At 66.9% G+C, this 24,969-nt stretch carries 26 protein-coding genes; 7 read left to right on the top strand and 19 right to left on the bottom strand.

Annotation, left to right across the window (positions count from 1 at the left end; genetic code table 11):
- Nucleotides 1-4 precede the first annotated feature (4 nt).
- From ACFPOB_RS11940 to ACFPOB_RS11930, 3 genes are read right to left on the bottom strand one after another with little or no spacing between them, the layout of a single operon-like run.
- Nucleotides 5-517: a TRAP transporter small permease gene (locus tag ACFPOB_RS11940; protein ID WP_377798565.1), complete on the bottom strand. Its 513-nt coding sequence runs from the start codon at nucleotides 515-517 to the stop codon at nucleotides 5-7.
- Nucleotides 518-526: 9 nt separating this feature from the next.
- Nucleotides 527-1,525: a TRAP transporter substrate-binding protein gene (locus ACFPOB_RS11935; protein WP_377798563.1), complete on the bottom strand. Its 999-nt coding sequence runs from the start codon at nucleotides 1,523-1,525 to the stop codon at nucleotides 527-529.
- A gap of 54 nt (nucleotides 1,526-1,579) precedes the next feature.
- Nucleotides 1,580-2,239 (bottom strand): GntR family transcriptional regulator, encoded by a 660-nt coding sequence (locus tag ACFPOB_RS11930; RefSeq protein WP_377798561.1) that lies wholly within the window; start codon nucleotides 2,237-2,239, stop codon nucleotides 1,580-1,582.
- A 467-nt stretch (nucleotides 2,240-2,706) separates the two neighbouring features.
- On the opposite strand from ACFPOB_RS11930, the gene minC reads away from it, so the two are divergent.
- From minC to minE, 3 genes are read left to right on the top strand one after another with little or no spacing between them, the layout of a single operon-like run.
- Nucleotides 2,707-3,456 (top strand): septum site-determining protein MinC, encoded by a 750-nt coding sequence (minC, locus tag ACFPOB_RS11925; protein WP_377798559.1) that lies wholly within the window; start codon nucleotides 2,707-2,709, stop codon nucleotides 3,454-3,456.
- 39 nt (nucleotides 3,457-3,495) lie between these two features.
- On the top strand, nucleotides 3,496-4,311 hold the full coding sequence (gene minD, locus ACFPOB_RS11920) for a septum site-determining protein MinD (RefSeq protein WP_377798557.1): 816 nt from the start codon (nucleotides 3,496-3,498) through the stop codon (nucleotides 4,309-4,311).
- Nucleotides 4,308-4,571: a cell division topological specificity factor MinE gene (gene minE / locus ACFPOB_RS11915; protein WP_377798555.1), complete on the top strand. Its 264-nt coding sequence runs from the start codon at nucleotides 4,308-4,310 to the stop codon at nucleotides 4,569-4,571. The genes minD and minE overlap by 4 nt, the downstream gene beginning before the upstream one ends.
- A gap of 40 nt (nucleotides 4,572-4,611) precedes the next feature.
- Here the strand turns inward: minE and ACFPOB_RS11910 are convergent, their stop codons facing one another.
- The 4 genes from ACFPOB_RS11910 to ACFPOB_RS11895 all read right to left on the bottom strand — a co-directional run bounded on the left by ACFPOB_RS11910 (nucleotide 4,612) and on the right by ACFPOB_RS11895 (nucleotide 10,829).
- Nucleotides 4,612-5,025, bottom strand: a complete 414-nt coding sequence (locus ACFPOB_RS11910) for a (R)-mandelonitrile lyase (RefSeq protein ID WP_377798553.1) — start codon at nucleotides 5,023-5,025, stop codon at nucleotides 4,612-4,614.
- Nucleotides 5,026-5,186: 161 nt separating this feature from the next.
- Complete coding sequence (locus ACFPOB_RS11905; protein WP_377798551.1) at nucleotides 5,187-8,549, bottom strand: error-prone DNA polymerase; 3,363 nt, start codon at nucleotides 8,547-8,549, stop codon at nucleotides 5,187-5,189.
- A complete protein-coding gene (locus tag ACFPOB_RS11900) occupies nucleotides 8,546-10,081 on the bottom strand; it encodes a Y-family DNA polymerase (RefSeq protein ID WP_377798549.1) in 1,536 nt (511 codons plus the stop codon). The genes ACFPOB_RS11905 and ACFPOB_RS11900 overlap by 4 nt, the downstream gene beginning before the upstream one ends.
- Nucleotides 9,999-10,829, bottom strand: a complete 831-nt coding sequence (locus ACFPOB_RS11895) for an ImuA family protein (protein WP_377798547.1) — start codon at nucleotides 10,827-10,829, stop codon at nucleotides 9,999-10,001. The genes ACFPOB_RS11900 and ACFPOB_RS11895 overlap by 83 nt, the downstream gene beginning before the upstream one ends.
- 339 nt (nucleotides 10,830-11,168) lie before the next feature.
- Here ACFPOB_RS11895 and ACFPOB_RS11890 point away from each other — a divergent pair, with 339 nt between their 5' ends.
- Together ACFPOB_RS11890 and ACFPOB_RS11885 are read left to right on the top strand one after the other, a co-directional pair.
- On the top strand, nucleotides 11,169-12,170 hold the full coding sequence (locus tag ACFPOB_RS11890; protein ID WP_377798546.1) for a DUF808 domain-containing protein: 1,002 nt from the start codon (nucleotides 11,169-11,171) through the stop codon (nucleotides 12,168-12,170).
- 78 nt (nucleotides 12,171-12,248) lie between these two features.
- A complete protein-coding gene (locus ACFPOB_RS11885; RefSeq protein ID WP_377798545.1) occupies nucleotides 12,249-13,187 on the top strand; it encodes an AEC family transporter in 939 nt (312 codons plus the stop codon).
- A 195-nt stretch (nucleotides 13,188-13,382) separates the two neighbouring features.
- Here the strand turns inward: ACFPOB_RS11885 and ACFPOB_RS11880 are convergent, their stop codons facing one another.
- From ACFPOB_RS11880 to epmA, 6 genes are all read right to left on the bottom strand, one after another.
- Nucleotides 13,383-13,691 carry a DUF1330 domain-containing protein gene (locus ACFPOB_RS11880; protein ID WP_377798543.1) on the bottom strand — a complete coding sequence of 103 codons (309 nt, stop codon included), beginning with the start codon at nucleotides 13,689-13,691 and terminating at the stop codon, nucleotides 13,383-13,385.
- A gap of 2 nt (nucleotides 13,692-13,693) precedes the next feature.
- Nucleotides 13,694-13,981, bottom strand: a complete 288-nt coding sequence (locus tag ACFPOB_RS11875) for a DUF1330 domain-containing protein (RefSeq protein WP_092155005.1) — start codon at nucleotides 13,979-13,981, stop codon at nucleotides 13,694-13,696.
- Nucleotides 13,982-14,121: 140 nt separating this feature from the next.
- Nucleotides 14,122-14,829, bottom strand: a complete 708-nt coding sequence (gene pyrF, locus ACFPOB_RS11870) for an orotidine-5'-phosphate decarboxylase (protein ID WP_377798540.1) — start codon at nucleotides 14,827-14,829, stop codon at nucleotides 14,122-14,124.
- A 119-nt stretch (nucleotides 14,830-14,948) separates the two neighbouring features.
- On the bottom strand, nucleotides 14,949-15,626 hold the full coding sequence (locus tag ACFPOB_RS11865; RefSeq protein WP_377798538.1) for a DsbA family oxidoreductase: 678 nt from the start codon (nucleotides 15,624-15,626) through the stop codon (nucleotides 14,949-14,951).
- A gap of 39 nt (nucleotides 15,627-15,665) precedes the next feature.
- Nucleotides 15,666-16,730 (bottom strand): lysine-2,3-aminomutase-like protein, encoded by a 1,065-nt coding sequence (locus tag ACFPOB_RS11860; RefSeq protein ID WP_377798536.1) that lies wholly within the window; start codon nucleotides 16,728-16,730, stop codon nucleotides 15,666-15,668.
- A complete protein-coding gene (epmA, locus tag ACFPOB_RS11855) occupies nucleotides 16,727-17,791 on the bottom strand; it encodes an EF-P lysine aminoacylase EpmA (protein ID WP_377798534.1) in 1,065 nt (354 codons plus the stop codon). Before epmA ends, ACFPOB_RS11860 begins: the two co-directional genes overlap by 4 nt.
- 132 nt (nucleotides 17,792-17,923) lie before the next feature.
- Here epmA and efp point away from each other — a divergent pair, with 132 nt between their 5' ends.
- Together efp and ACFPOB_RS11845 are read left to right on the top strand one after the other, a co-directional pair.
- Nucleotides 17,924-18,493: an elongation factor P gene (gene efp / locus ACFPOB_RS11850; protein ID WP_377798532.1), complete on the top strand. Its 570-nt coding sequence runs from the start codon at nucleotides 17,924-17,926 to the stop codon at nucleotides 18,491-18,493.
- 93 nt (nucleotides 18,494-18,586) lie between these two features.
- Entirely contained in the window at nucleotides 18,587-19,105 is a 519-nt protein-coding gene (locus ACFPOB_RS11845; protein ID WP_377798530.1) for a DUF1993 domain-containing protein, read from the top strand.
- A 125-nt stretch (nucleotides 19,106-19,230) separates the two neighbouring features.
- On the opposite strand, the gene ACFPOB_RS11840 is transcribed toward ACFPOB_RS11845, so the two are convergent.
- The 6 genes from ACFPOB_RS11840 to hpf all read right to left on the bottom strand — a co-directional run bounded on the left by ACFPOB_RS11840 (nucleotide 19,231) and on the right by hpf (nucleotide 24,941).
- Nucleotides 19,231-20,685 carry a phospholipase D-like domain-containing protein gene (locus tag ACFPOB_RS11840; RefSeq protein ID WP_377798528.1) on the bottom strand — a complete coding sequence of 485 codons (1,455 nt, stop codon included), beginning with the start codon at nucleotides 20,683-20,685 and terminating at the stop codon, nucleotides 19,231-19,233.
- Nucleotides 20,686-21,037: 352 nt separating this feature from the next.
- On the bottom strand, nucleotides 21,038-21,694 hold the full coding sequence (locus ACFPOB_RS11835) for an MBL fold metallo-hydrolase (protein ID WP_377798526.1): 657 nt from the start codon (nucleotides 21,692-21,694) through the stop codon (nucleotides 21,038-21,040).
- Between the two features lie 32 nt (nucleotides 21,695-21,726).
- On the bottom strand, nucleotides 21,727-22,059 hold the full coding sequence (locus tag ACFPOB_RS11830; RefSeq protein WP_377798524.1) for a hypothetical protein: 333 nt from the start codon (nucleotides 22,057-22,059) through the stop codon (nucleotides 21,727-21,729).
- Nucleotides 22,056-23,672: a fumarate hydratase gene (locus tag ACFPOB_RS11825; protein ID WP_377798522.1), complete on the bottom strand. Its 1,617-nt coding sequence runs from the start codon at nucleotides 23,670-23,672 to the stop codon at nucleotides 22,056-22,058. The genes ACFPOB_RS11830 and ACFPOB_RS11825 overlap by 4 nt, the downstream gene beginning before the upstream one ends.
- A gap of 135 nt (nucleotides 23,673-23,807) precedes the next feature.
- Nucleotides 23,808-24,269, bottom strand: coding sequence for a PTS IIA-like nitrogen regulatory protein PtsN (gene ptsN / locus ACFPOB_RS11820; protein ID WP_091833628.1), 462 nt, complete (start codon nucleotides 24,267-24,269; stop codon nucleotides 23,808-23,810).
- 84 nt (nucleotides 24,270-24,353) lie between these two features.
- The gene (hpf, locus tag ACFPOB_RS11815; protein WP_377005780.1) at nucleotides 24,354-24,941 is read right to left on the bottom strand and encodes a ribosome hibernation-promoting factor, HPF/YfiA family; all 588 of its coding nucleotides are present in this window, start codon (nucleotides 24,939-24,941) and stop codon (nucleotides 24,354-24,356) included.
- Between the last annotated feature and the right edge of the window lie 28 nt (nucleotides 24,942-24,969).

Here is a 24,969-nt window from a genome sequence, read left to right as displayed (position 1 = left end):
GCCGCTACTCGCGCGTCGTGATGTCGGACCAGAGCGCCCCGACGGGCCCCTCATCCAGCAGGTTGCGCAAGAGATGCAGCAGCGAGAGCGCACTGCCCACGAAGAGCGGCGCGATCATCCAGCCGGCGGAGATGCCGAGCATCGGCGTCAGGTTCGGCATCTCGCGCTGGAGATAGCGCCAGGAAAAATAGGTCAGCGTGCCCAGCACCGCCGCCGTCGCCAGGAAGGCGAGCAGGCCGAAGGCACGGGCGAGCCAGCGCGGCGCGAACATCACGATGACGTCGATGATAATGTGGGTGCGGGCATGAAAGGCGCTGGCGATGCCGAGGAAGACCATCCAGGCGAAGAGCAGCAGGATGAGCTCCTCCGACCAGGTCAGCGGATCGCCCAGCACATAGCGGAAGACGACCGCCGCACAGACCAGCGTCGCGATGGCGGCATGGAGGACCGCGAGGGCAGCGTCCTCCACGCGGCTCGACCAGTCGTCGAGCCGCCGGATCAAAGTGAGGCCGGTCATCGGGCCGGATTAGCGCTTGCGCTGCGTTTCGATCGCCGCGAGCACGCGGTCGAGATGCGCCTTGCCCCAGCGCCGTTCCATCGCGGTGGCGACGACCTTGGACTTGGCGGCGAAGGCATCGCGATCGACATCCTCGACGATCTTGGAGCGGCCGGATTTGCGGATGTCCTCCAGCATCGAGGCTTCGCGCTTCTGCTGGAGATAGGTGTTCATCGCCGAGGCGCGGGCGGCCTCCGCGAACAGCACCTCGCGATGCTCGGGCTTGAGCCTGGCGAGGCTGTCCTTGTTGATGACGATCATGTTGTTCTGGAGCATATGCTTGGTCATCGCGACGAAGCCCTGCACTTCGTAGAACTTGCGCGAGAAGATCGTCGGAATCGGGTTCTCCTGGCCGTCGACCGTCTTCTGCTGGAGCGCGGTGTAGACCTCGCCGAAGGGCACCGGCGTCGGCGCCGCGCCGTAGGCCTTGATCATCTCGACCCAGACGGGGCTCTCCGGCACGCGGATCTTGAGGCCCTGCAGGTCCTCCGGCTTCTTCACGGCGCGGTCGAGCGTCGTCATGTTGCGCCAGCCCCAGTACCAGATGCGGGTCACCGGCACGATGTTGTGCTTGTCGCGCAACTCGTCGAACACGGGATCGAAGGCGTCGGAGCGGATGATCGCTTCGGCCTCGCTCCAATCCTTCCAGAGGAAGGGCGCGCTCGGGATCTCCAGTGCCGGCACCAGCGAGGAGGCAGCGGCCATCGAAGGCGCGGAGAGGTCGAGCGCGCCCTCCTTGACCTGCTTGAAGAGATCGACCTCCTTGCCGAGCTGCTCGGCCGGGAAGACCCGGATGGTGACGGCGCCGCCGGTACCCTTGTTCACCCGCTCGGCGAACTCGTGGAAGAGTTCGCCGGCGATCTCGGCGGTGGTGTTGGCGTGGCCGAAGCGCAGGGTCTGCGCCTGCGCCACGCTGGCGATGAAGCTGCAGGCGATCAAGGCCGCGGCGGCGATACGTCTCAAGATCATGCTTGTCCTCCCTGATGGTGAACCGGGCCGTTTTCGGCCTCGGGGCTGTTGCGGCTATTTGATCAGCCGCTCGTAGGAACCTTCGAGATGCAGGCGCATCGCCTGGCTTGCGGCATCCGGATCGCCCGCTTCGAGCGCATCGACGATGCGGAAATGCTCCTGATGGGTCAGGCCGACATCCTGCTCGCGCGTCAGGTAGAGCCGTGAGATGTGCAGATGGAAGCGCAGGTCGTCATAGCTCTTGAGCGCGACCTGGTTGCCGGCGGCCTGCAGGATGATGCGGTGGAAGCGGTCGTCAGCCTCGGTGAAACCACGATGGCTGCGATATTCGCGCGACGGCTCACCCGCCATCATGGCCGCGACCTCGTCGCGCAGCGCCTGGATGACATCCGGGCCGGGCCGGCGCCGCGCGGCCTCGGCCGCCGCCCAGGGCTCGATCACGCCGCGGAAGCTGTAGACGTCCTCGTAATAGCGCTGGTCCGGTAGCGGCGCGGTGGCGAAGCCGATGAAGGGCTCGGCCCTAACCAGCCCCTCGGCGACGAGCCGGGCCAGCGCCTCGCGGATCGGCGTCGAGGAGACCTGAAGCTCGCGCGCCAGGGCATCGACATTGAGCTTCTCCCCCGGCGCATAGGCCTGATCGAGGATGCGCTCCTTGATCGCCTCGTAGACCTGGTCGCCGAGCACGACCCGCTCGATCCTGCGCGCTCCGCTCAATGCCCTGCATCCTATATCTTGGATCGTGCATGATCCTGGAGCGATGGCTCATTGGAGTCAATCGGTTCTGCGGCGGACAGCGACGCTTCGGATCGAGCGCTCGCCCGAACAGCTGAGCTGATCGAATCGCACGATTCGGTTCGGCGCACGGCCTTCGGAATTCATCATCCGGCATAGCCGAGCGCCGGACAAAACCTAGCATTCACAAAGGCCATCCGCCCTTTTAGGGAAGGCGAGCCGCAGTGGCGCGCGCATTTGCGCTCAGGCGCCCGCAGGCGCCCGCAGCTGCAGACCCCGCCGCTCACAACTTCTCACTCCAGCGCGGCCAATATTGTATCGCATTGATAAGAAACGACTTTTCAGTCACTCTCGGCACCTGGTCGAGCGTTTTCCCGGCAAGCAGCCTTGGGATTTACCGCTCGTTAACCATTCGATTCCTACATCTGGGGAACCGAAAATTTACCAAGATGACCGCCGTGTTAACCCAACCCCGGCCGATCCGCCTCAAGGGGCGTTCCTATCTCGCGTTGACGCTGACGCCCGAGCTGCCCTTCGAGGACTGGCTGGTGCGGCTCGACGATCTCGCCGGCCGCTCGGCCGGCTTCTTCCTGCGGCGGCCGGTCGTGCTGGACGTCGAAGGGCTGGAGATCGACCGCGCCCAGCTGCGCGACCTCGTCGGCAAGCTCGGCACGCGCAATGTCCGGATCATGGGCATCGAGGGCGCACGTCCCTCGATGCTCGGGGCCGACCTGCCACCGGCCATGTCGGGCGGCAAGGCGACCGGCGACATCGAGGAGCCGACTGCCGCGCCGACCAAGGAAGCGCCCGCACCTGCTCCTGTCGAGAGCGCGGCAGAGATACCGGCCGCACCGCTGCCCACCACCGGCGTCCCGGCCTCGCTCGTCGTCACCCAGCCGGTGCGCTCCGGGCAGTCCGTCTTCACCGAGGGCGACATCACCATTCTCGGCTCGGTCGCCTCCGGTGCCGAGGTCATCGCCGGCGGCTCGATCCATATCTACGGCACGCTGCGCGGCCGGGCGATGGCCGGCACGCTCGGCAACGCCGCGGCGCGCATCTTCTGCCGCAAGCTGGAAGCCGAAATGGTCGCCATCGACGGCTTCTACAAGACGGCCGAGGAACTTGAACCCGGCCTGCGCGGCAAGCCCGCCCAATTCTGGCTCGACGGCGAGACCTTCACCGCCGGATCAATGGCTTAAATCGACAGACGGCGCGTCCCCAGGAACTAGGAGAGGTCAATGGGCAAGGTCATCGTGGTCACATCGGGCAAAGGCGGCGTCGGCAAGACGACCTCCTCGGCCGCCCTCGGCGCAGCCCTGGCGCAGAACGGCGACAAGGTCGTGGTCGTCGACTTCGACGTCGGCCTGCGCAATCTCGACCTCGTCATGGGCGCCGAGCGCCGCGTGGTCTACGACCTCGTCAACGTGATCCAGGGCGAGGCCAAGCTGACGCAGGCGCTGATCCGCGACAAACGGCTGGAATCGCTTTATTTGCTGCCGGCCTCCCAAACGCGCGACAAGGACAACCTCACGGCCGAGGGCGTCGAGAAGGTGATCGGCGCACTCAAGAGCCATTTCGACTGGGTGATCTGCGACAGCCCGGCCGGCATCGAGCGCGGCGCCACCCTCGCCATGCGCCATGCCGATGTCGCGATCGTCGTGACCAATCCGGAAGTTTCCTCGGTGCGCGATTCCGACCGCATCATCGGCCTGCTCGATTCCAAGACGGCGAAGGCCGAGGCCGGCGAGCGCATCGAGAAGCACCTGTTGCTCACCCGCTACGACCCCGCCCGGGCCGAGCGCGGCGACATGCTGAAAGTCGACGACGTCCTCGAGATCCTGTCGATCCCGCTGCTCGGCATCATCCCCGAGAGCATGGACGTGCTGCGCGCCTCCAATATCGGCTCGCCCGTCACCCTGGCGGATGAGCGCAGCGCCCCGGCGCTCGCCTATTTCGACGCTGTGCGGCGCCTGCGCGGCGAGAGCCTTCCCGTCACCATCCCCGGCGAGAAGCGCGGCTTCTTCGGCAAGTTCTTCGGAAGGAAAGCGGCATGAACCTGCGTCGTCTCTTCTTCCGGCCGCAGTCGGCCCCGGCCGCGCGCGAGCGCCTGCAGGTCCTGCTCGCGCATGAGCGCCTGTCGTCCGAAGGCTCCGACCTCGTCACCAAATTGCGCGACGAGATCCTGCAGGTGATCGCCAGGCACGTTCAAGTCGACAACGAGAAGGTCAACGTCCGCATGGAGCGCGGCGCCCAGGTCTCGACATTGGCCGTCGACATCGAGATCCCGTTCGAGGCAGACAAGAAGGCGGCCTGAGGGCCGCCTTTACCTTTCATATCAAAGGCCCTTGCCGGCCTCACATCAGCGCCGGGCCACGGCCGTCATATTCGGCGTCGGTGACCTTCTCCAGCCAGTCCACGACCTTGCCGTCCTGGGCCTCCTGCACGGCGATATGGGTCATCGCCGTCTCCGGCCCGGCGCCGTGCCAGTGTTTCTCGCCCGGCGGGAACCAGACGACGTCGCCCGGCCTGACCTCCTCGACTGGCCCGCCCCAGCGCTGCACCCGGCCGAATCCGGCCGTGACGACCAGCGTCTGGCCGAGCGGATGAGTGTGCCAGGCCGTGCGCGCGCCGGGCTCGAAGGTGACGCTGGCGCCCTGCACGCGCTCGGGTGCATGCGGATTGAACAGCGGATCGATGCGGACGGTACCGCTGAACCAGTCGCCCGGACCTTTCGTCGACGGGCGGGTTCCGGCGCGGATGATGTCCATGGGCTGTCTCCTTGGGCCTGCAGTGCGATGCCCGGATTCTATGATGCTTTTCGTGCACCGTCATTGCGAGCGCAGCGAAGCAATCCAGTATCGTAGTGCTCTACGCCTTCCTGGATTGCTTCGTCGCTTGCGCTCCTCGCAATGACGACAACGCCTTCACCTCAATGGAAGTCACGCGATTTCGGCAGGATCCGGACATTACGGGGATGACGGGCCCGCGGAGCCTGCGGGTGCTTGAATTCGTCGGCACGCGTCAGCATGATCTCGGCGCGGTGCGTGTCGGAGAGGCCAAGCAGCTCGGCCGAGCGGTCGACGACGCGCTTGGCCATCAGATGGACGACGCCCTCCGGGCTCTTCTGCACCCTGCCCTCGACCAGCAGCAGCCGGGCCGCCATGACCTCGCGGCGGAAGCGCTCGAAATCGCGGGCCCAGAGCACGACATTGGTGATGCCGGTCTCGTCCTCCAGCGTGATGAAGATGGCATTGCCTTTGCCCGGGCGCTGGCGCACCAGCACGACGCCGGCGACGCTGGCCCAAGCGCCATCCCGCATTCCTGACATCTGCTCGCAGCTGGCGACGCGCTCGCGGGCGAAGCGGGCGCGCAGCAGGCCCATGGGGTGCCCCTTCAAAGAGAGCCGCGCCGTCTGGTAGTCGGCGACGATGTGCTCGGCGAGCGGCATCAGCGGCAGCGCCATGGTGCGTTCCGCCCCGAGCTCGCGCGCCTGCGCCGCCTCGAACAGCGGCAGGGCCTCGTCGTCCGGCAGGCGGCGCACTGCCCAGAGCGCCTCGCGCCGGTCGAGCCCGAGCGAGCGGAAGGCATCGGCATCGGCGAGCAGACGCATGGCGCGCGCCGGCAGGCGGGCACGGCGAGCGAGTTCCTCGACCTCGCGATAGGGCTCGGTCCGGGCTTCGACGAGACGCTCCGCCCAATCCTCCCTGAAGCCGTCGAGCTGGCGCAGGCCGAGGCGCAGGGCCCAGGGGCTTTTCCAGCCCGGCCCTCCTGGCTCCAGCAGATTGTCCCAGGCGCTGGAATTCACATCGATCGGGCGCGGCTCGACGCCGCCATTCTCCTGCGCTTCCCGGACGATCTGGGCCGGTGCGTAGAAGCCCATGGGCTGCGAGTTCAGCAGCGCCGCGGCGAATATCGCCGGGTGATGGCATTTCAGCCAGGAGGAGACATAGACCAGCTTGGCGAAGGAGGCGGCGTGGCTTTCGGGGAAGCCATAGCTGCCGAAACCCTTGATCTGCTCGAAGCAACGCTGGGCGAAATCGCGCTCATAGCCGCGCTCGACCATGCGCTCGACCATCATCGCCTCGAAATGGCCGATGGTGCCGACATTGCGGAAGGTCGCCATCGCCTTGCGCAAGCCGTTGGCCTCGGGGTCGGTGAACTTCGCCGCGGTCATGGCGAGCTGCATCGCCTGCTCCTGGAAGAGCGGCACGCCAAGGGTACGTTTCAGGACATTGCGGAGTTCGTTCGGATCATGCGGCGACGCCGGTGAAGGATAGTCGACCTGCTCGATGCCCGCCCGCCGCTTCAGATAGGGATGCACCATGTTTCCCTGGATCGGGCCGGGCCGGACGATCGCGACCTGGATGACGAGATCGTAGAGCTTTCGCGGCTTCAGGCGCGGCAGCATGTTCATCTGCGCCCGGCTCTCGACCTGGAAGACGCCGAGCGACTTGCCCTCGCAGAGCATGTCGTATGTGGCCTCATCGCCGTCCTTGATATCGGCCAACGCGTAGCTTTGTCCCTCCCTGTGCGCGATCAACTCAAAAGCCTTGCGGATGCAGGTCAGCATGCCCAAGGCGAGCACGTCGACCTTCATCAAACCAAGCGCGTCGATGTCGTCACGGTCCCATTCGATGAAGGTGCGGTCGTCCATCGCGGCATTGCCGATCGGGACTGTCTCGTCGAGGCGGCCGCGCATCAGTACAAAGCCGCCGACATGCTGCGAGAGATGGCGCGGGAAGCCGAGCAGGCGCACCGCAAAGCGCACGGCCCGAGCGATCACCGGATTGTCGGGGTCAAGCCCGGCCTGGCGGATCTGGGTGCGGGTTATGTCGGAACCCCAGCTGCCCCATTGCGTCGAGGCGAGGCGGGCGGTGACGTCCTCGGTCAGCCCCAGCGCCTTGCCGGCCTCGCGCATGGCGCTGCGCGGCCGATAATGGATCACCGTCGCGGCGATGCCGGCGCGCTTGCGGCCATAGGTCTTGTAGATCCACTGGATCACCTCCTCGCGGCGCTCATGTTCGAAATCGACGTCGATATCGGGCGGCTCGCTTCTTTGCTCGGAGATGAAGCGGGCAAAGAGCAACTGGTATTCGTTCGGATCAACGGAGGTGATGCCGAGCGCGTAGCAGACAGCGGAGTTGGCGGCCGAACCCCGGCCCTGACAGAGAATGCCCCGGCTTTCGGCGAATTCGACGATCTGGCGGATGGTCAGGAAATAACGGGCATAATCGAGCTTGCCGATCAGGACGAGCTCGTCATCGACCTGGCTTTGCACCTTCTCCGGAATGCCGGCTGGATAGCGCATCGGCAGGCGCCGACGCACCAGTTCCTCCAGCCAACCCTGCGGCGTCCAGCCGGGCGGGACCGGCTCGTCCGGATACTCGTATTTCAGCTCCTCGAGATCGAAGTCGATGCGGCCGAAGAGATGCTGCGTCTCTGCGATCGCCTCCGGCGCCTCGCGGAAGAGCCTCATCATCTCCTGCGGCGGCTTGAGATGGCGCTCGGCATTGGCCTCGAGCAGGCGGCCGGCCCTGTCGATCGTCGTGCCCTCACGGATGCAGGTCAGCAAATCCTGCAGGTCGCGCTGCTCGGGTGCGTCGTAGAGCACGTCATTGGTCGCGATCAGCGGGGTGCGGGTCGGCGCCGCGATGCTGCGGAGACGGGCGAGGCGGCGGCGGTCGTCGCCGCGGCGCGACATGGTCGCAGCGAGCCAGACCGCGCCGGGCGCGGCGGCATCGAGCCGGGCAAGGATGTCGGAGAGACCGTCCAGCCGGCGCTCCGGCATGACAATCAGCAGCAGGTCGCGGGCATCGTGCAGCAGGTCGTCGAGAGAAAGGATGCACTCACCCTTCGTTTTCGTCTTCAGATTGCCTGTCGTCAGCAGGCGGCAGAGCCGGCCCCAGCCCGCACGGTTGGCGGGATAGACGACGATGTCGGGCGTGCCGTCGGCGAAGACAAGGCGGCTGCCGGTGGCAAGCTTGAAGGCCTTCGCCATCGCCTGGAGCTGCGACAAGGTGAAAGGCAGATCGTCGAAGGCCGGGTTCTCGACCCAGATATATTCGCCCGGGCTGCCGCCCTCGCGGATCTTCTCGGGGGCGAGCGCGCCATCCTCGCGCAGGTCGCGCAGCGCGGCCCAGGCCCGCACCACGCCGGCGACGGTGTTGCGGTCGGCGATGCCGAGACCGGCCTGGCCGAGCAGCAGCGCGGTCATCACCAGGTTCGGCCCGGGCGAGGCGCCGCGCAGGAAGGAGAAGTTCGTCGCGGCGACGGGTTCGGCATAGGCGGTCATGCGAACAGCCCGTGCAGATACCAGCGCGGCGCCGTCGTCTCGCGGCCATAGAGGCCGGCGCGGAAGAGCCAGAAGCGGCGCCCCTGCGCATCCTCCACCCGATAATAATCGCGCGTATGTTCTCCCGGTCCGTCGCGCCACCAGTCCGGCGCGATCCGCTCCGGCCCCTCGGCGCGGGCGATCTCGTGCAGCACGCGGCGCCAGCGGAAACGCAAAGGCGGGCCATCGGGCACCTCGGCCAGGGTCTCGACCGGCTGCGGTGGCTCGAAGAGCTGGAGCGGACGAGCCGGCGGCTCCTCTGGCTGGGCGACGGGCCAGGGCAGCGCCTCGTTCGACTTAGCTGCGGCTGGGACAAGCGCAGCCTCCTGCTCGGGCTGATGGCTGTCCCGCGCGACGAAGCGCAAGACGCGTTCGCGGCCGAAGCGAGTAACAAGACGATCGACGAGATCGGCGACCGCCTCCTCCTCGACGGCGCGCCCGTCGAGGCTCGCCTGCGGCGTGCCGAGGGGCTCGCAGACCGGCACAGCGAGCCTGATCGCGTCATAGCCGAAGCCCGGATCGAGCGGATCGGCCAGGCTGTCGATCCGCTCGCGATAGAGCCGCAGGATCGCGGCAACGTCGCGCGAGGGCCGGCCGGTCTCCAGCTGAAGCCGGCGCACGGCGCCATCGCTGCGGAAGAAACTGACCTCGAAGGCACGCCCGCCCTCGCCGCGCGCCTCGAGCAGGCGCCCGGCCTCGCCGAGCAGGCGGGCGACGATCTCCTCAAGCCCGTCGGTATCCTGCAAAGGATCGGGGAAATGCCGCTCGACCACGCAATCGGGCGGCGGACGCAGGGGCGTGATCCGGGCATCCTCATGGCCGAGAACACGGCGCAGCTTCGTGACAAGCGCCTCGCCGAAGCGAGCGGCGAGCGTGTGCGAGGGGCGGCCGGCGAGATCGCCCAGCGTCTTCAGCCCGGCGCGCGACAAGGCGATCACCGTCTCGGACGAAGCCTCCAATGCGGAGACCGCTAGCGGCAGCGTGCGCTGCTCATCCTCGCCCGGCAGCGAGATGGCGCAGCGACCGAAGCGGGAGAGGGCGCGCGCCGCCTGCGGCGTGCCGGCGATGCTGGCTAAGACAGTGAGACCGAGCCAATCCATGCTGCGGCCGACGCGCTGGCGCAGCGCCGCCTCGCCGCCGAAGAGATGGGCGCAGCCGGTGATGTCGAGCACGAGCCCATGCGGCGGATCGAGCGCGACGAGCGGGGTGAAGCGGTCGCAGAGCGCGGCGAGCCATTCGATCAGGCGCTGGTCGGCGGCAGGATCGGTCTCGACAACGGTCAGCTCGGGGATACGGGCCCGGGCATCGGCCAGGGTCAGGCCGCGGGTCAGGCCGAGCTTGAAGGCGCGCTGGTCGCAATCGGCGAGACGCAGCGCACCGCGATCCTTCTCGACCAGGACGAGTGGGCGCTCATCCGGCCCGGCGGAGCCCCGCCGGCGAAGGCGTTCGCTCGCCAGATAGGGAAACCAGAGGGCGAGATAGCGGCGCGGCATCCCCCGCTCCATTTTTGCTGCCTCCCTCGCTCCCGATCCTGTCCCGGAAACATCGCTCGTCACGGTTCCACTCCACACGCCACTCACGCTCACCAAGGCCGCCGCGATGGCGCAGCAGCCGTAATCCGAAGGCGGGGTCGCCCGGCGCCTGCGCCTCCCGCGCCTGCGACGGCAGGGCGCGCACCTGCCAGCGCGTGCTGGCGGCGCTGGGCTGCGGCTCTGTGGCCACCCGCAACAGCAGGGTCAGGACGCCGGAGGTCTCCGCCGCCAAGGCGAGGCGGCGGCTGGCGGTGAGGTCGAACTGGCGCGGTGCGCCCCAAGGCTCGATCAGGGTCGCCCCGAGCGCGGCGCAGCGGGCCGCCTCTGCGCCGGCCCGCAGCGCCCCCTCGCCGTCGCGGACCCGCACCAGCACGATCTGCGCGGGATCGAGCCCGAGCTCGGCCAGGCCCGGCGGATGCAGCCGCCCGGCCTCGGCGTCGAGGAAATCCTGCCGGACCCAGAGCACGGGCCGCGAGCCGGCAGCGCGCAGGGCCAGGGCTGCGGCAAAGCCCGTAGCAGCCGGGAGATCGGCCCCGGCCGAGGCATAGACCTCATGCAGGGCGGCGCGCGCGATCCCGCCGCCCAGCGGCTCGTCCAGAGAAGACGATCCGAACGAGACCCGCTCCACCGGCGCAAGCTCGCGCGCCAGCCCGGCCAGAGCGAGGCTCTGCCGCAGGGCGGCGAGGGAACGGGTGGAGGCTTCGGTCATCAGGATAAATGTTCACTTTTTGTTCCTAGCATAAAGCGACTCCAAACGGCTCCAGAGTCAAGCCCGCATCCGCTTCCGCTTGCCTGCGGGCGCCTCGCTGCTGTCATATCGCGGCAATGCACATCCGCTTGTAAGAACCAGCTTGAAAAGTCTCAGCCCTCATCCTGAGGAGCAGCCAAAGGCTGCGTCTTGAAGGATGCTCCAGTTATTTCCGGAGCCTCCTGACACATCCTTCGAGACGCAAGCTACGCTTGCTCCTCAGGATGAGGGCTTGAGAATTTTCAGCTAGCCTGCCGAGCCTCCGATCCCATCACGAACCGGTTCGACCTGGAGACCGCCATGAGTTCGGGACTGTTCGCCCTTCTCGACGATGTCGCCGCCCTGGCCAAGGTCGCCGCGGCCACGCTCGACGACGCCGCCGCACAGGCGACCAAGGCCGGCGCCAAGGCGGCCGGCATCGTCATCGACGACGCGGCAGTGACGCCGCGCTACGCCGTCGGCTTCGCGGCGGAACGCGAATTGCCGATCATCTGGAAGATCGCGCTCGGCTCGCTCAAGAACAAGTTGCTCTTCCTCTTGCCGGCAGCGCTGGTGCTGACGCTCGTCGCGCCCTGGGCGATCACGCCGCTGCTGATGATCGGCGGCGCCTATCTCTGCTTCGAGGGCTTTGAGAAGGTCTACGAGCTCGTGGTGCCGCATGCGCATCACGACGAAATTGCCGGCGAGGGCGGCACCGACATCCTCGACGCCAAGCAGCTCGAGGAGCAGAAGATCGCCGGCGCGATCAAGACCGACTTCATCCTCTCGGCCGAGATCATGGCGATCACGCTCTCCACCATCACCGCCTCCTCCTTCTGGATGCAGGCGCTGGTGCTGGCAGTGGTCGGCCTCGGCATGACGGTCCTGGTCTATGGCGTCGTCGCCCTGATCGTGAAGGCCGACGATGCCGGCGTCGCCCTGTCGCGCAGCGGGATCCTGCCGATCCGGCTGCTGGGGCGCGGCCTCGTCGCCGGCATGCCGCCCTTCCTCAAAGTGCTAAGTGCGGTCGGCACTGCGGCGATGCTCTGGGTCGGCGGCGGCATCATCATCCACGGCCTCGCCGGCTACGGGCTCGCCGGGATCGAGCATGTCATCCATGATGTCGCGGTCGTGGTCGGGAAGGCCTGGCCGGCGCTAACCGGCGTGCTCGAATGGCTGACGACAGCGGCTGCCTCGGCCGTGTTCGGGCTCATCGTCGGCGGGCTTTGCCTCGTCGGCATGCACTTCATCGTCGAACCGGTGCTGAAGGCCTGGCGTAGTGGCGTGAAGCCGGCAGCCCTGCCGGAAAAGCAGGGCCACTAGGCAGCAACGGGACCACACGGCGGCCCGAAATCTGCTAGCGCTGGCAACCGGTCCGGCTCGCGGGCCGCGGTGCCCCTCATGCTGCAATTCCTCGCCACCAGCACGCCCTTCTTCGCGGTGATCGCGCTCGGCGCCTTCACCGCCTGGCGCGGAATGTTCAGCGCCGATGCGGTCAGGGTGTTCAACACCTTTGCCTTCATGGTGGCGACGCCGGCGATGGTGTTGCGGGTGATGTCGCGCCAGCCGATCGCTGAACTCTGGAACGGCATCTTCTTCGCGGCGCTCGCCCTGATCGGGGTCGCGGTGCTCGGACTCGCGATCCTGCTGCAGCGACGCCTGCTCGGTCTGCCCTTCCCCAATGCCGTGTCGCGGGCGCAGACCCTGGTCGGCGGCAATTTCGCCTTTCTCGGCCTCCCGCTGATGCTCGCCTTCCTCGGCGACAGCGCCGCGGCGCCGATCGCGATCGGCCTGATCTGCGACACCGCCCTGATCGTGCCGCTCTCGATCGGATTGATCGAGGCTGGGCGTGGCCAGGGCTCACCACTGGCGATCGCGGTCAAGCTCGTGCGCGGCACGATCGTCAACCCGTTCATGCTCTCGATCATGGCCGGCATCGGCCTGTCGCTGAGCGGGGTCGCGCTGCCTGAGCCGCTCGACCGCTTTCTGCTCTTCCTCGGCGCCTCGGCCGCGCCGGTCGGCGTCTTCGCGCTGGGGATCGCCGCCTTCCAGTGGAGCCGGCAGGGCAGGCTGCCTTTGCGCGGCGTGCTGCCGCTGGTCGCCGGCAAGCTCATCCTGCACCCCCTACTGACCTGGGTCGTGCTGGCGCTGGTCCTGAAGCTCGATCCGTTCTGGGTCCAGGCCGGCGTGCTCTATGCGGCGCTGCCGATCGCGGCCAATGTCTTCGTCATTGCCGAACGCTTCGACACCGGCAGCCGCCCGATCGCGGCGGCGATCGTGATCTCGACCGCCGCTGCGGCGCTCACCTTCCCGCTAGCGATCTGGCTAATCTCGCCCTGAGCCGCTACCGAGCCGGCTCCGGACGCGTTCGAGAGCTGAAGATCAATCCTCAACGCGTGTCATCCTGGACAAGCGGCGAAGCCGCGCCGATCCGGGATCCATTCCGGAGCCTTTCCGATAGAGGTTCCGGAATGGGTCCCGGGTCTCCCTCCGGTCGCCCGGGACGACTAGAGGGTTTGAATGCGCGGACCGGACTCAATCGCCCGGCTGCGCGCCCTCATAGCCTTCGATGATGACGAGATCGACCGGGCCTACCTTGGCGAGATGCTGCACCGCCGCCTGGTATTCCGGCGAGTCGTAACAGGCGCGCGCCGTCTCGATGTCCTTGAACTCGATAACGACATTGTGCTTGCGGCCCTCGCCGCGGGCGAGCTTGTACTCGCCGCCGCGGACAAGGAACTTCGCGCCGTATTTGGCGAAGGCGATGGCGTTGAGCGAGCGGTAGGTGGCATATTCCGACTCGCTCTGCACGTCGAGCCGGGCGATCCAGTAGCCTTTCGCCATGCTCAGGCCCCCTCGACCGCGATCAGGTCGATCTCGCCGGCGCCTTCGCGCAATTTACGCGCCTCGGCATATTCGGCCGAGAACAGATAGGCCTTGGCCGTGGCGTAGTCGGGGAATTCGAGGACGACATTGCGGGCCACGCCCACGCCCTCGCCGACCGTCATCTGGCCGCCGCGCACCAGAGGCGTGCCGCCATATTGCTTGATCGCCTCGGAGGCTTTCGCGGCGTAGACCGCCCATTGCGTCGCATTGGTCACCTTGGCGCGACCGATCACATATCCCTTGGGCATTTGCCGTGTCCGTATCCGATGGAAAGGAGGCGGGAGACTATCGCATCGGACCGAAAAGTGGACCCCACTTTTCGGAAGACTCCGATGCGATAACACTATGATAGATCATCGTGACCGCGTCCCTTCGGACGCGCGATGATCTAAGCGGCGCTTGCGATCTCGTCCATGACCGCCGCCGCCGCTGCACGCGGGTCTGCCGCGCGGATGATGGGACGCCCGACGACGAGGTGGTCGGCGCCGGCGCGGATCGCCTCGGCCGGCGTCAGCGTGCGCTTCTGGTCGCCGACGGCGCTGCCGGCCGGGCGGATGCCGGGAGTGACGATCGCCATGTCCGGACCGATCACGTCGCGGACGATCTCGGTCTCGGCGGCAGAGCAGACGATGCCGTCGACGCCGGCGCTGCGGGCCTGCTGGGCGCGCATGCGGACGAGATCGCGCACGGCGAGGCCGTAGCCGGCATCCTTGAGGTCGCCATCGTCGTAGGAGGTCAAAGCGGTGACGGCGAGCAGCCTCAGCGCGGCGTCACCGCGGCCCTCAACCGCGCCGCGCATGGTCTGCGGGTAGGCGTGCACGGTGAGGAAGGTGACGCCGAGCTTGGTCAGCGATTCCACGCCCTCGGTGACGGTGTTACCGATGTCGTGCAGCTTGAGATCGAGAAAGACCTTCTTGCCCTCGGTCACGAGCTGGCGGGCCAGATCGAGCCCGCCGGCAAAGGCGAGCCGATAGCCGATCTTGTAGAAGCTCGCGCCGTCGCCCAGCGTCGAGACGATGCGATAGGCGTCCCAGACGGTCGGCACGTCGAGCGCAACGATCATGCGGTCCCGGAGATCGTTGATCTTCTGCGTCATCGCTCTGCCCTCCACCTGCTCCTTGGTGAAAGACACAATTCGAGCTGCGGCGCAAGGATTATCTCATTTTTGAGACAGATCCCTTTTTCGATCCCACAGCGGATGCACAGCGGCACGCCTCACTCATCCTCGTCGCCCTGTTGCCGACCCGCCAGTACCTGCGCGAACACCTGGGTCCAGACTTCCGGCGGCTGGGCGCCGGAGACGGCGAGCTTGCCGTCGACGATGAAGAAGGGCACGCCGGTGACGCCGACCTTCTGGGCATGGGCTTCCAGCCCGATGATGGTCTCGCGCAATTCGTCATTGGCGAGCTCGTCGCGCGCCGCCTGCTCGTCGAAGCCCTGCTCGCCGGCGATCGCGACCAGCGTCTCAAGGTCGCCTATATCGCGCCCATCCTGCCAATAGGCCTTGAACAGCGCCGCGGTCATCTCGCCGCCACGCTGCACGGTCGCTGCGGCGGCGACGAGCATATGCGCCATGCGGGTGTTGACGCTCTTCGTCACCTTAGCCCAGTTGAAGGTGACGCCGCTCTCCAACGCAGCCTCGGACAGGCGCAGTTCGATCTCGCGGCGCTTGCCCGGCCCGAACTTGGCGTCGAGATAGGCGGTGCGGTCCATGCCGTCGGCCGGCATCTCCGGATTGAGCTCATAGGGCAGCCAGGTGATGGCGACGCGCTCGGTCAGATTATGGTTGGCGAGCGCGGTCTCGAGCCGGGTCTTGCCGATGAAGCACCAGGGGCAGGCGATGTCGGAAACGATCGCGAGCGGCAGCTTGTCGGGCGCGGAGGGGGTCAGCATGGTCTTTGATCCTTCGCGGAGCGCCGCGGCGGGGCAGTGTCAGACCGGCGGATAGGCGTGGAGATCGCCATGGCGATCCTCCGCGAAGCCTTGCGCGCCGGGCGTCTCGCAGCCCGAAAGGAAGGCGGGTCCGACCGGGATCTTGCCGGCCCCGCCGGGGATGTCGAGGATATAGGTCGGCTGGCAAAGGCCGGAAAGATTGCCGCGCAGGCTTTTGACGAGCGCCTGCCCTTCCGCCAGCGAGAGCCGGAAATGCGAGGTCCCCGGCGCGAGATCCGGATGGTGCAGGTAATACGGCTTCACCCGGTTCTCGACGAAGGCCCGCATCAGCGCCGACAGCGTCTCGATATCGGCATTGACGCCCTTGAGCAGCACGCTCTGGCTGATCAGGACATGGCCGGCGTCGGCGAGACGCGCCAGAGCCGCCTGCGAATCCACCGTGAACTCGCGCGGATGATTGGCGTGGACGGCGATATAGCTCGCCTTGCCGGGAATGCGCAGCGCGCGGGCATAATCCTCGGTGATGCGCTCGGGCTGGACCATCGGCACGCGCGTATGCCAACGCGCCACCTTGATATGGCGGATCGCGGCAAGACGCTTCGCGACCTCGCGCACGCGGCGGGCGGAGAGGATCAGCGGGTCGCCGCCGGTCATGATCACCTCCCAGATCTCCGGACGGGAGGTGAGATAGGCGAGCGCGGCCTCGAGCTTGTCACCGGTCAAGGCATCGCCGCCGGGGCCGACCATCTCGCGGCGGAAGCAGAAGCGGCAATAGACCGGGCAGGCATGGACCAGCTTGAGCAAAGCCCGGTCGGGATAGCGATGGACGACACCTTCGACCGGCGAATGCGCCTCGTCGCCGATCGGATCGGCGAGTTCCTCGGGCAAAGTCGTCAGCTCGGCCGGAGTTGGAACGAACTGGCGGGCGATCGGATCGGCTTCGTCGACCGGATCGATCAATGCCGCGATCGCCGGCGTTACCGAGACGGCATAGCGCTTGGCTACTTCGCCCAGCGCCTCCCGACTTTCGGGCGCGACGAGGCCGCGCTCGACGAGGGCGTCGACCGTATTCAGCGGCTGGCCGGGTGGCTGATGGATCGTCATCGCCCTCCCCTGCCCGGTTCCGCGACCGGCGTCCAGAGCACATCCTCGATCCGGCGTGCGCCGGTGGCGAGCATGACGAGCCGGTCGAAGCCGAGCGCGATGCCCGACGCCTGCGGCATCGCCACGAGCGCGGCGAGAAAGTCCTCGTCGACCGGATAGCGCTCGCCGTAGATGCGCTGCTTCTCGTCCATGTCGGCCTCGAAGCGCCGGCGCTGCTCGGCCGGATCGGTCAACTCGCCGAAGGCATTCGCCAACTCGACGCCGCAGGCATAGAGCTCGAAACGCTCGGCGACGCGCGGATCGCCGGGCTTCGGCCGCGCCAGCGCCGCCTCCGAGATCGGGTATTCGCACAGGATGGTGGCACGGCCGCGGCCGAGCTCAGGCTCGACCTTCTCGGACAGGACGCGGCTGAAGATGTCGGACCAGCTGTCGTCCCCGGCGAGACGGATGCCGACGGCCTGCGCCTGCGCGGCCAGCGCCTGGCGATCGGTCGCGCCATCGGCGGCGATGGTCATCATCAGGTCGATGCCGGCATGGCGGGCGAAAGCCTCGTGCAAGGTCACGCGCTCGGGCTCGGCGAAGGGATCGACCTCATTGCCGCGCCAGCGAAGGACGGTCGTCCCGGCAGCACGTGCGGCCTCCGCCAGCAGCGCCGCGCAGTCCTGCATCAGCGCCTCGTAATCCTCGCCGGCGCGATACCACTCCAACATGGTGAACTCGGGATGATGCAGCGCCGTGCGCTCGCGATTGCGGAAGACGCGGGCGAAATCAAAGAGGCGCGGCTCGCCGGCCGCCAGCAGCTTCTTGGCCGCGAATTCCGGCGAAGTATGCAGGTAATAAGGGTGGCCGGCGCCGGCATCGTCGACCAGGGTGGTGGCAAAGCCGTGCAGATGCGTCTCGTTGCCGGGCGATATTTGCAGGATCGCCGCCTCGACTTCGATGAAGTCGCGCGCCTCGAACCAGCGCCGCAGCGCCGCCTTGATCCGGTTACGGGCAAGAAGCATGGGGCGCCGGTCGGCGTGGATGTCCGGCCGCCAGAAAGGCGGGTGGGTCTGGCTCATCATATCTCTCTATAGCGAAAGCCACGCAAACCGGCCTGCGCGCTTCCGTTTGCGCCCCGAATGCGGTAGTGGCGCGGCACAGGATTTCGCATAGCGCGCGGACAGCGCCCGCGCCAGCCAAGGAAACATCACGTGGTCAAGGTCATCGCCTCTTCCGTCCGCAAGGGCAACGTCCTCGAAGTCGACGGGCATCTCTGCTCGGTGCTTTCGGCCGAGAGCTTCTTCCCGGGCAAGGGCACGCCGACGACGCAGATCGACATGCGCCGCATCGCCGACGGCGTGAAGGTCACGCAGCGCTACAAGACGACCGAGCAGGTCGAGCGCGCCTATGTCGAGGATCGCGACTTCACCTATCTCTATCAGGACGGCGGGCAGTACGTCTTCATGAACCCCGAGACCTACGACCAGCTCCCGGTCGATGGCGACGTGGTCGGCGACATGGCGCCCTATCTCCAGGAAGGCATGAAGGTCACCCTCTCGGTGTTCGAGGACCGGGCCGTCGCGATCGAGCTGCCCCAGCGCGTCACCCTCGAAGTCGCCGAGACCGAGCCGGTGACCAAGGGCCAGACGGCCTCCTCCTCCTACAAGCCGGCGATCCTCTCCAACGGCGTGCGCAGCGCAGTGCCGCCGCATATCGGCGTCGGCACCCGCATCGTGGTGATGACCGCCGACGGCTCCTATGTCGAGCGCGCCAAGGACTGATCGCGGCGCCCGCTGACATCGGCAGCAAAAGCCTTAATATCGACGAACGCAGCGGGCCCTTTCCGGGCCCGTTTTCGTTGATGAGGTCCCGCGATGCCGCTTTCCGCCTATGACGCCGTCTTCCCCGGTTTCATCCAGACCCTGAAGGCGCTCGACGCCATCCTCGACAAGGCGGGAGCCGAGGCGTCAGAGCGCAAAATCCAGGCGGAAGTGCTGTTGGCGAGCCGCCTCGCGCCGGACATGCTGTCCTTCACCCGGCAGATCCAGCTGATGTCGGACTTCGCCAAGAACGCCGCGGCCCGGGTCAGCGGAGCCGAGAACCCGCGCTTTCCCGACGAGGAGAAGAGCTTCGAGGAGCTGAAGGCGCGCATCGCGAAAACCCTCGACTTCATCGCCTCGGTCGACAAGGCGGCGCTCGATGCCGGGCTCGACAAGGACGTGACCTTCCCGCGCGGCCCCTCGGCGACCGTGACGATGAAGGGCGCCGACTACCTGACCCGCTTCGCCGTGCCGAACTTCTATTTCCACGCCACGACGGCCTACGACATCCTGCGCGAGAACGGCTTCCAGATCGGCAAGCAGGACTTTTTGAAGGGCGTGTTCGACGCCTGAGGCTTGGCGCCGTCAACATCCGGGAGCCATGCCTGAACCTCTATCGGAAAGGTTCCAGAATGGGTCCCGGGTCTCCCTTCGGTCGCCCGGGACGACACGCGTTCTGACGAAGGCGACGCCAGCCCTCACAAATAGGGCGAGCAGAGCCAGAGCATCCGGTCGAGTAGGCGCAAGGGGAAGGGCCGTGCCCGCAGCTCCTTCAGCGTGACCGGGCGCGACCTTGCGATCGCGGCGTCGATGCGCTCCTCGATGCCGCGGGCGAAGCTTTCGTCGAGCACTTCGAGATCGATCTCGAAATTCAGCCTGAGCGAGCGCGCATCGAGGTTGGACGAGCCGACATAGGCCCAGCTCCCATCGATCGCGAGCAGCTTGGAATGGTCGAAGGAACCGGTGGCGCGCCAGATCCGGCAGCCATCCTTCAGCACCTGGTCGAACTGCGCCCCCATGGCGCGGTCGACCAGGACGAGGTTGTTGACGTCGGGCACGACGATGTCGACGGCGACGCCGCGGCGCGCCGCCGTGACCAGCGCGCTGATCAGTTCGCGATCCGGCAAGAAATAGGGCGACATGATCCGGATCGAGGTTCGCGCCACCGAGAAGGCGCCGATCAGCAGCTTGTGATTGGTCTCCAGGCTGGCATCGGGCCCAGACGCCACGGCACGCATCAGCACGGTCGGGCCTTGAGTCGCAACCTGAGGCGTGACCGCCCAGGCATCTCCGGCGAGCTCCTCACCCGAAGCGAAGCGCCAATCCTCGGCCGCGACGGCGAACAGATCCTCGACGACCGGGCCCTCGACGCGGAAATGGGTGTCGTGCGCGGCGGCAGTGCCGGCGAATTCGGTGGTGAAGCCCCGGCGGATATTCATGCCGCCGGCGAAGGCGACCCGCCCATCGGCAATCAGCAGCTTGCGGTGCGTGCGCAGGTTCGCATAGGGCAACCTCAGGCCGATGATGATGTTGCCGTTGAAGACGTCGACCGGCACGCCGCCCTTCTGCAGGTAGCCGACGATGCTCGGCACCGAATAGCGCGCGCCGACGGCATCGATCAGCACGCGCACCGCCACGCCGCGCCCGTGAGCCGCGATCAGCACGTCGGCGATGCGCAGGCCGAGCGGATCGCGGTCGAAAATGTAGGTTTCGAGAATGACCGAGCGCTCGGCCGCCGCAATCGCCGCGATCATCGCGGCATAGGCCTCGTCGCCGGTCCTGAGCACCGCGATGGCATTGCCGGTCTTGAGATGGCGGCGCGTCGCCTTGTCGCCGAGGGTCTTCAGCGCGGCGAACCGACGCCCGACATCGCCGGCGACCTCGGCATCCGAGACCTCGAATGCCTGAGCCAGTGGATAAGCGAGCGTCTGCCGGCGCTGCGAGACGATCGAGGCGCGGCGGATGCGGTTGATGCCGCCGACCGCATAGACCAGCGGCCCGATGATCGGCGAAAGCACGATCACGCCGACCCAGCCGATCGCGGCGCGGACCTCGTCCTTGGTCATCGCGGCATGGCTGGCGGCGACCACGGTCAGCGCCAGTGAGGCAAAACCGAGGATATGCGGCCAATAGGCGGACAGAATCTCCCACATATCGGCGACTATCGCATGGGAAACGAAACCGGCAATGCGATCAGCCGCTTATCGAGGCATTCCGACTTTCACGTCCTCTCCTCTTGCAAGGGCAGGACAGCATTCCCATATACGAGCCACGCGGATGTCGAGGGCGTTCCACTGTCCTCCGTCCCGTTGAAGACGGCCATGAGCCCGAAGGTAGCGACGCCGGATGTACGCGCGCCCTTCCGGACATGGCCGTTGGCGTTTCTGGAACACGTCATACTCGGGCTCGCCCCGCGCATCTCAGGCCGGAGGAGGCTCCAGCGCCTCCTCCGGCCTGAGATGCTCGGGTCCGCGCTTCGCTCCGCCCGAGAATGACGGCCTCCTGTCATCCCTGCAGGAACGGATTGGCCTTCCGCTCGTCGCCCAGCGTGCTGGCCGGACCGTGGCCGGGCAGGAACTGGACGTCGTCGCCGAGCGGCAGCAGCTTGCCCTTGATCGCTCCGATCAGCTCTTTGTGGTTGCCATAGGGGAAGTCGGTGCGGCCAACCGAGCCGGCGAAGACGGTGTCGCCGGCGAGCAGGAACCGCAGATCCTTCTGGAACAGCGTGACATGGCCGGGCGTATGGCCCGGCACATGCTGGACCGAGAATTCGATATCGCCGACCGAGACGATGTCGCCTTCAGTGAGCCAGCGCGTCGGCGTCACCGCCTGCACGCCGCGCATCTCGAACATCAGCCCCTGCTGCGGCAGGGCGTCGAGCAGGAACTTGTCAGCCTCGTGCGGGCCTATGATCGGCAGGTTCAAGACGCCGGCGAGCTCGGTCGCACCGCCGGCATGATCGATATGGCCATGGGTCAGCCAGATCGCGACCGGCGTGACGCCGAGCTCCTTCAGCGCGCCGCGGATGCGCTCGACGTCGCCGCCGGGATCGACGACCGCGGCTTCCTTGGTGCGCGTGCACCAGACGATCGAGCAATTCTGCTGGAAGGGCGTCACCGGCACGACGGCGATGCCGAGCGGGCTTTCAGTCTGGTCGGTCATCCGATCGCCTTTCGCAGGAGGGCCCGAGCTGTCTAGCGCTGCCCGCAGCGATTGGCGAGCAGCATGCGGTAGTCGGCCAGCGACTGGTCCATCTGGGCGACGTTCTCCTCACGCTGCCGGCCGGTCTGGCAGGTGGCGAAAACGGAGCGCGCCTTCTGCATGAAGGTCACGTGGTCGCGCCAGGCGGCGCATTGCGTCGCCTGGTCGGCCGTGGCGACCTGCTGCATCTTGTACTGCCGCTGGCGCATCGCCGCCTCGTTCTGGAACAGGTCGCGCGTGCACGTCGCCGGAACGGGGCGCGGCTGTGCCGATGCGAAAGTCGGAACCAGTGTCAGCAGGACGGCGGCAGCGGCACGAAGGATCATCCGAGGTTCAGCTCCTTGAAGAAGTCGTTGCCCTTGTCGTCGATGACGATGAAGGCGGGGAAATCCTCGACCTCGATGCGCCAGACCGCCTCCATGCCGAGCTCGGGATATTCGAGCACCTCGACCTTGCGGATACAGTCCTGGGCGAGGCGCGCCGCCGGGCCGCCGATCGAGCCGAGATAGAAGCCGCCATGAGCCTTGCAGGCCTCGCGCACCTGGGCCGAGCGGTTGCCCTTGGCGAGCATCACCATCGAGCCGCCGAAGGACTGGAACTGGTCGACGAACGAATCCATCCGGCCGGCCGTGGTCGGGCCGAAGGAGCCGGAGGCGAAACCCTCCGGCGTCTTGGCCGGGCCGGCGTAGTAGACCGGGTGGTTCTTCAAATAGTCCGGCATGCCCTGGCCGTTCTCCAGCCGCTCGCGGATCTTGGCATGGGCCGAGTCGCGCGCGACGATGATCGTTCCGGTCAGCGAGAGCCGGGTCTTTACCGGGTATTGCGTCAATGTGGCGAGAATCTCAGCCATCGGCCGGTTGAGATCGACCTTGACGACGTCGCCGCCGAGCTTGGCCTCGTCGATCTCCGGCAGGTACTTCGACGGATCGGTCTCCAGCGCCTCCAGGAAGATGCCATCCCTGGTGATCTTGCCCTTGGCCTGGCGGTCGGCCGAGCAGGAGACGCCGAGCCCGATCGGCAGCGAGGCGCCATGGCGCGGCAGGCGGATGACGCGTACGTCATGGCAGAAATACTTGCCGCCGAACTGCGCGCCGACGCCGAGCGCCTGCGTCAGCTTGTGGACCTCCTCCTCCATATCGATGTCGCGGAAGGCATGGCCGGAGGGCGAACCTTTCGTCGGCAGCGCGTCGAGATATTTGGTCGAGGCGAGCTTGACGGTCTTGAGGTTCTGCTCGGCCGAGGTGCCGCCGATGACGATGGCGAGGTGATAGGGCGGACAGGCGGCGGTGCCGAGCGTCAGGATCTTCTCCTTCAGGAACGCCATCATCCGCTCCTTGGTCAGGAGCGAGGGCGTCGCCTGAAAGAGGAAGGTCTTGTTGGCCGAGCCGCCGCCCTTGGCGACGAAGAGGAATTTGTAGGCGTCCTCACCCTCGGCATAGATGTCGATCTGCGCCGGCAGGTTGGTCGCGGTGTTCTTCTCCTCGAACATGGAGAGCGGAGCGACCTGCGAATAGCGCAGATTGCGCTTGAGATAGGCGTCGTAGACGCCCTCGCCGAGCGCCGCCTCGTCGTCGCCGTCCGTCCAGACCTTGCGACCCTTCTTGCCCATGATGATCGCGGTGCCCGTGTCCTGGCACATCGGCAGCACGCCGCCGGCGGCGATATTGGCGTTCTTGAGCAGGTCATAGGCGACGAAGCGGTCGTTCCCGGTCGCCTCGGGATCGTCGAGAATCTTGGCGAGCTGGGCGAGATGGCCCGGGCGCAGCAGATGGTTGATGTCGATGAAGGCCTGCTCGGACAGCCGCTTGATCGCCTCGCGCGAGACGCTCAGGACCTCGCGACCGCCGACCGTCTCGACGGTGACGCCTTCGTTACCGAGCGAGCGGTAGGGCGTCTTGTCCTCGCCGAGGGGGAAAAGATCGACATGGGTATAGGCCATCGGCGGCGCTCCGCGGTTCGGCGGCGCCGCGCACGGCGCCTCACAGCTTCGGCCGCGTCATAGCCGCTCGGGGCAAGGCCTCCAAGCCTAGACTGTCATCATTCAAAGGAAGCAGCTGCCTCGTGCGGCCTGCCGTCAGGCCGCCTTGGCGGCGGTCTCCGCCAGGATGGCGTAAATGGCGGCCGGGTCATGCGCGTGGCGCACCTGCTCCAGCACCGCCTGGTTGCGCAGCACGCGGGCGACGCGGGCCAGGGCCTTGAGATGATCGGCTCCCGCCCCCTCCGGCGCGATCAGCACGAAGATGATGTCAACCGGCTGGCCGTCCAGCGCCTCGAAATCGATCGCCTTCTCGGCGCGGGCGAACAGGCCGACAAGACGGTCGATGCCGGCCATGCGCCCATGCGGGATCGCGATGCCGTCGCCGATGCCGGTCGAGCCCAGACGCTCGCGCTGGAGCAAGGCTTCGAACAGTTCGCGCTCGGGCAGACCGGTGAGCAAGGCAGCGTGCTGCGCCAGCTCCTGCAGGGCCTGCTTCTTGCTGTTGGCGCGCAGCGGCGAGATCACCGCATCGGGCCGGAGAAGATCGGTCAGCGTCATAGGCCAATCCATGCATGTCCCGTGCCGGAAAGTGGGCGCCACCGGCATCCCGGTCGGCACCCGAATTCCATCAGCGGCGGGACTTCAAGAAAGAGAAGCCGGCGGATCGATCCAGCCGATATTGCCGTCGCGGCGGCGGTATACGACGTTCATGCGGCCATTGCCAGCATGGCGGAAGATAACCACAGGCGCGCCGGTCAGATCGAGCTCGGCGACCGCGTCGCTTACCGTCATCTGGTGCAGGGACTTGGTGGATTCGGCCACGATCACCGGGTTCTCACCAGCGTAATCGGCCTCGTGTTCCTCGATATCCTCATCGGGAGCGGCGATCACATAGCTGGGGATTTCCAAGGCCGGCTCACGACCATTGGCGGCAGCGGCGCGATCCTTCAGCCGCCGCTTGTAGCGGCGCAGCCGCTTCTCGATACGCTCGGCCATCTTGTCGAGGCTGGCATAAGGATCATGCGCAGTGGCCGATGCTTCGAGGGTGATACCGGAAGACAGATGCAGGACACCGTCGGTCTTGAAGGCGGTCCCATCCTTGCCGACGGTGACGTGGCCCTGATAGCCGCCCTCATAATACTTGCCCAACGCTGCGGCGACCCTGGCCTCGGCCTGACCACGGAGGGCCTCGCCGACATCGAGATTCTTGCCGGAGATTCGCAAGCTCATGGAGTGCTTCCCCTTCTTGTCGCCATGG

Origin of the sequence: Allobosea eneae, assembly GCF_042657265.1 — a bacterium.
In the GTDB taxonomy this organism is placed as follows: domain Bacteria; phylum Pseudomonadota; class Alphaproteobacteria; order Rhizobiales; family Beijerinckiaceae; genus Allobosea; species Allobosea eneae.
The sequence above is the reverse complement of the archived record's forward strand: the minus strand, read 5'-3'. Positions and strand labels throughout refer to the sequence as shown.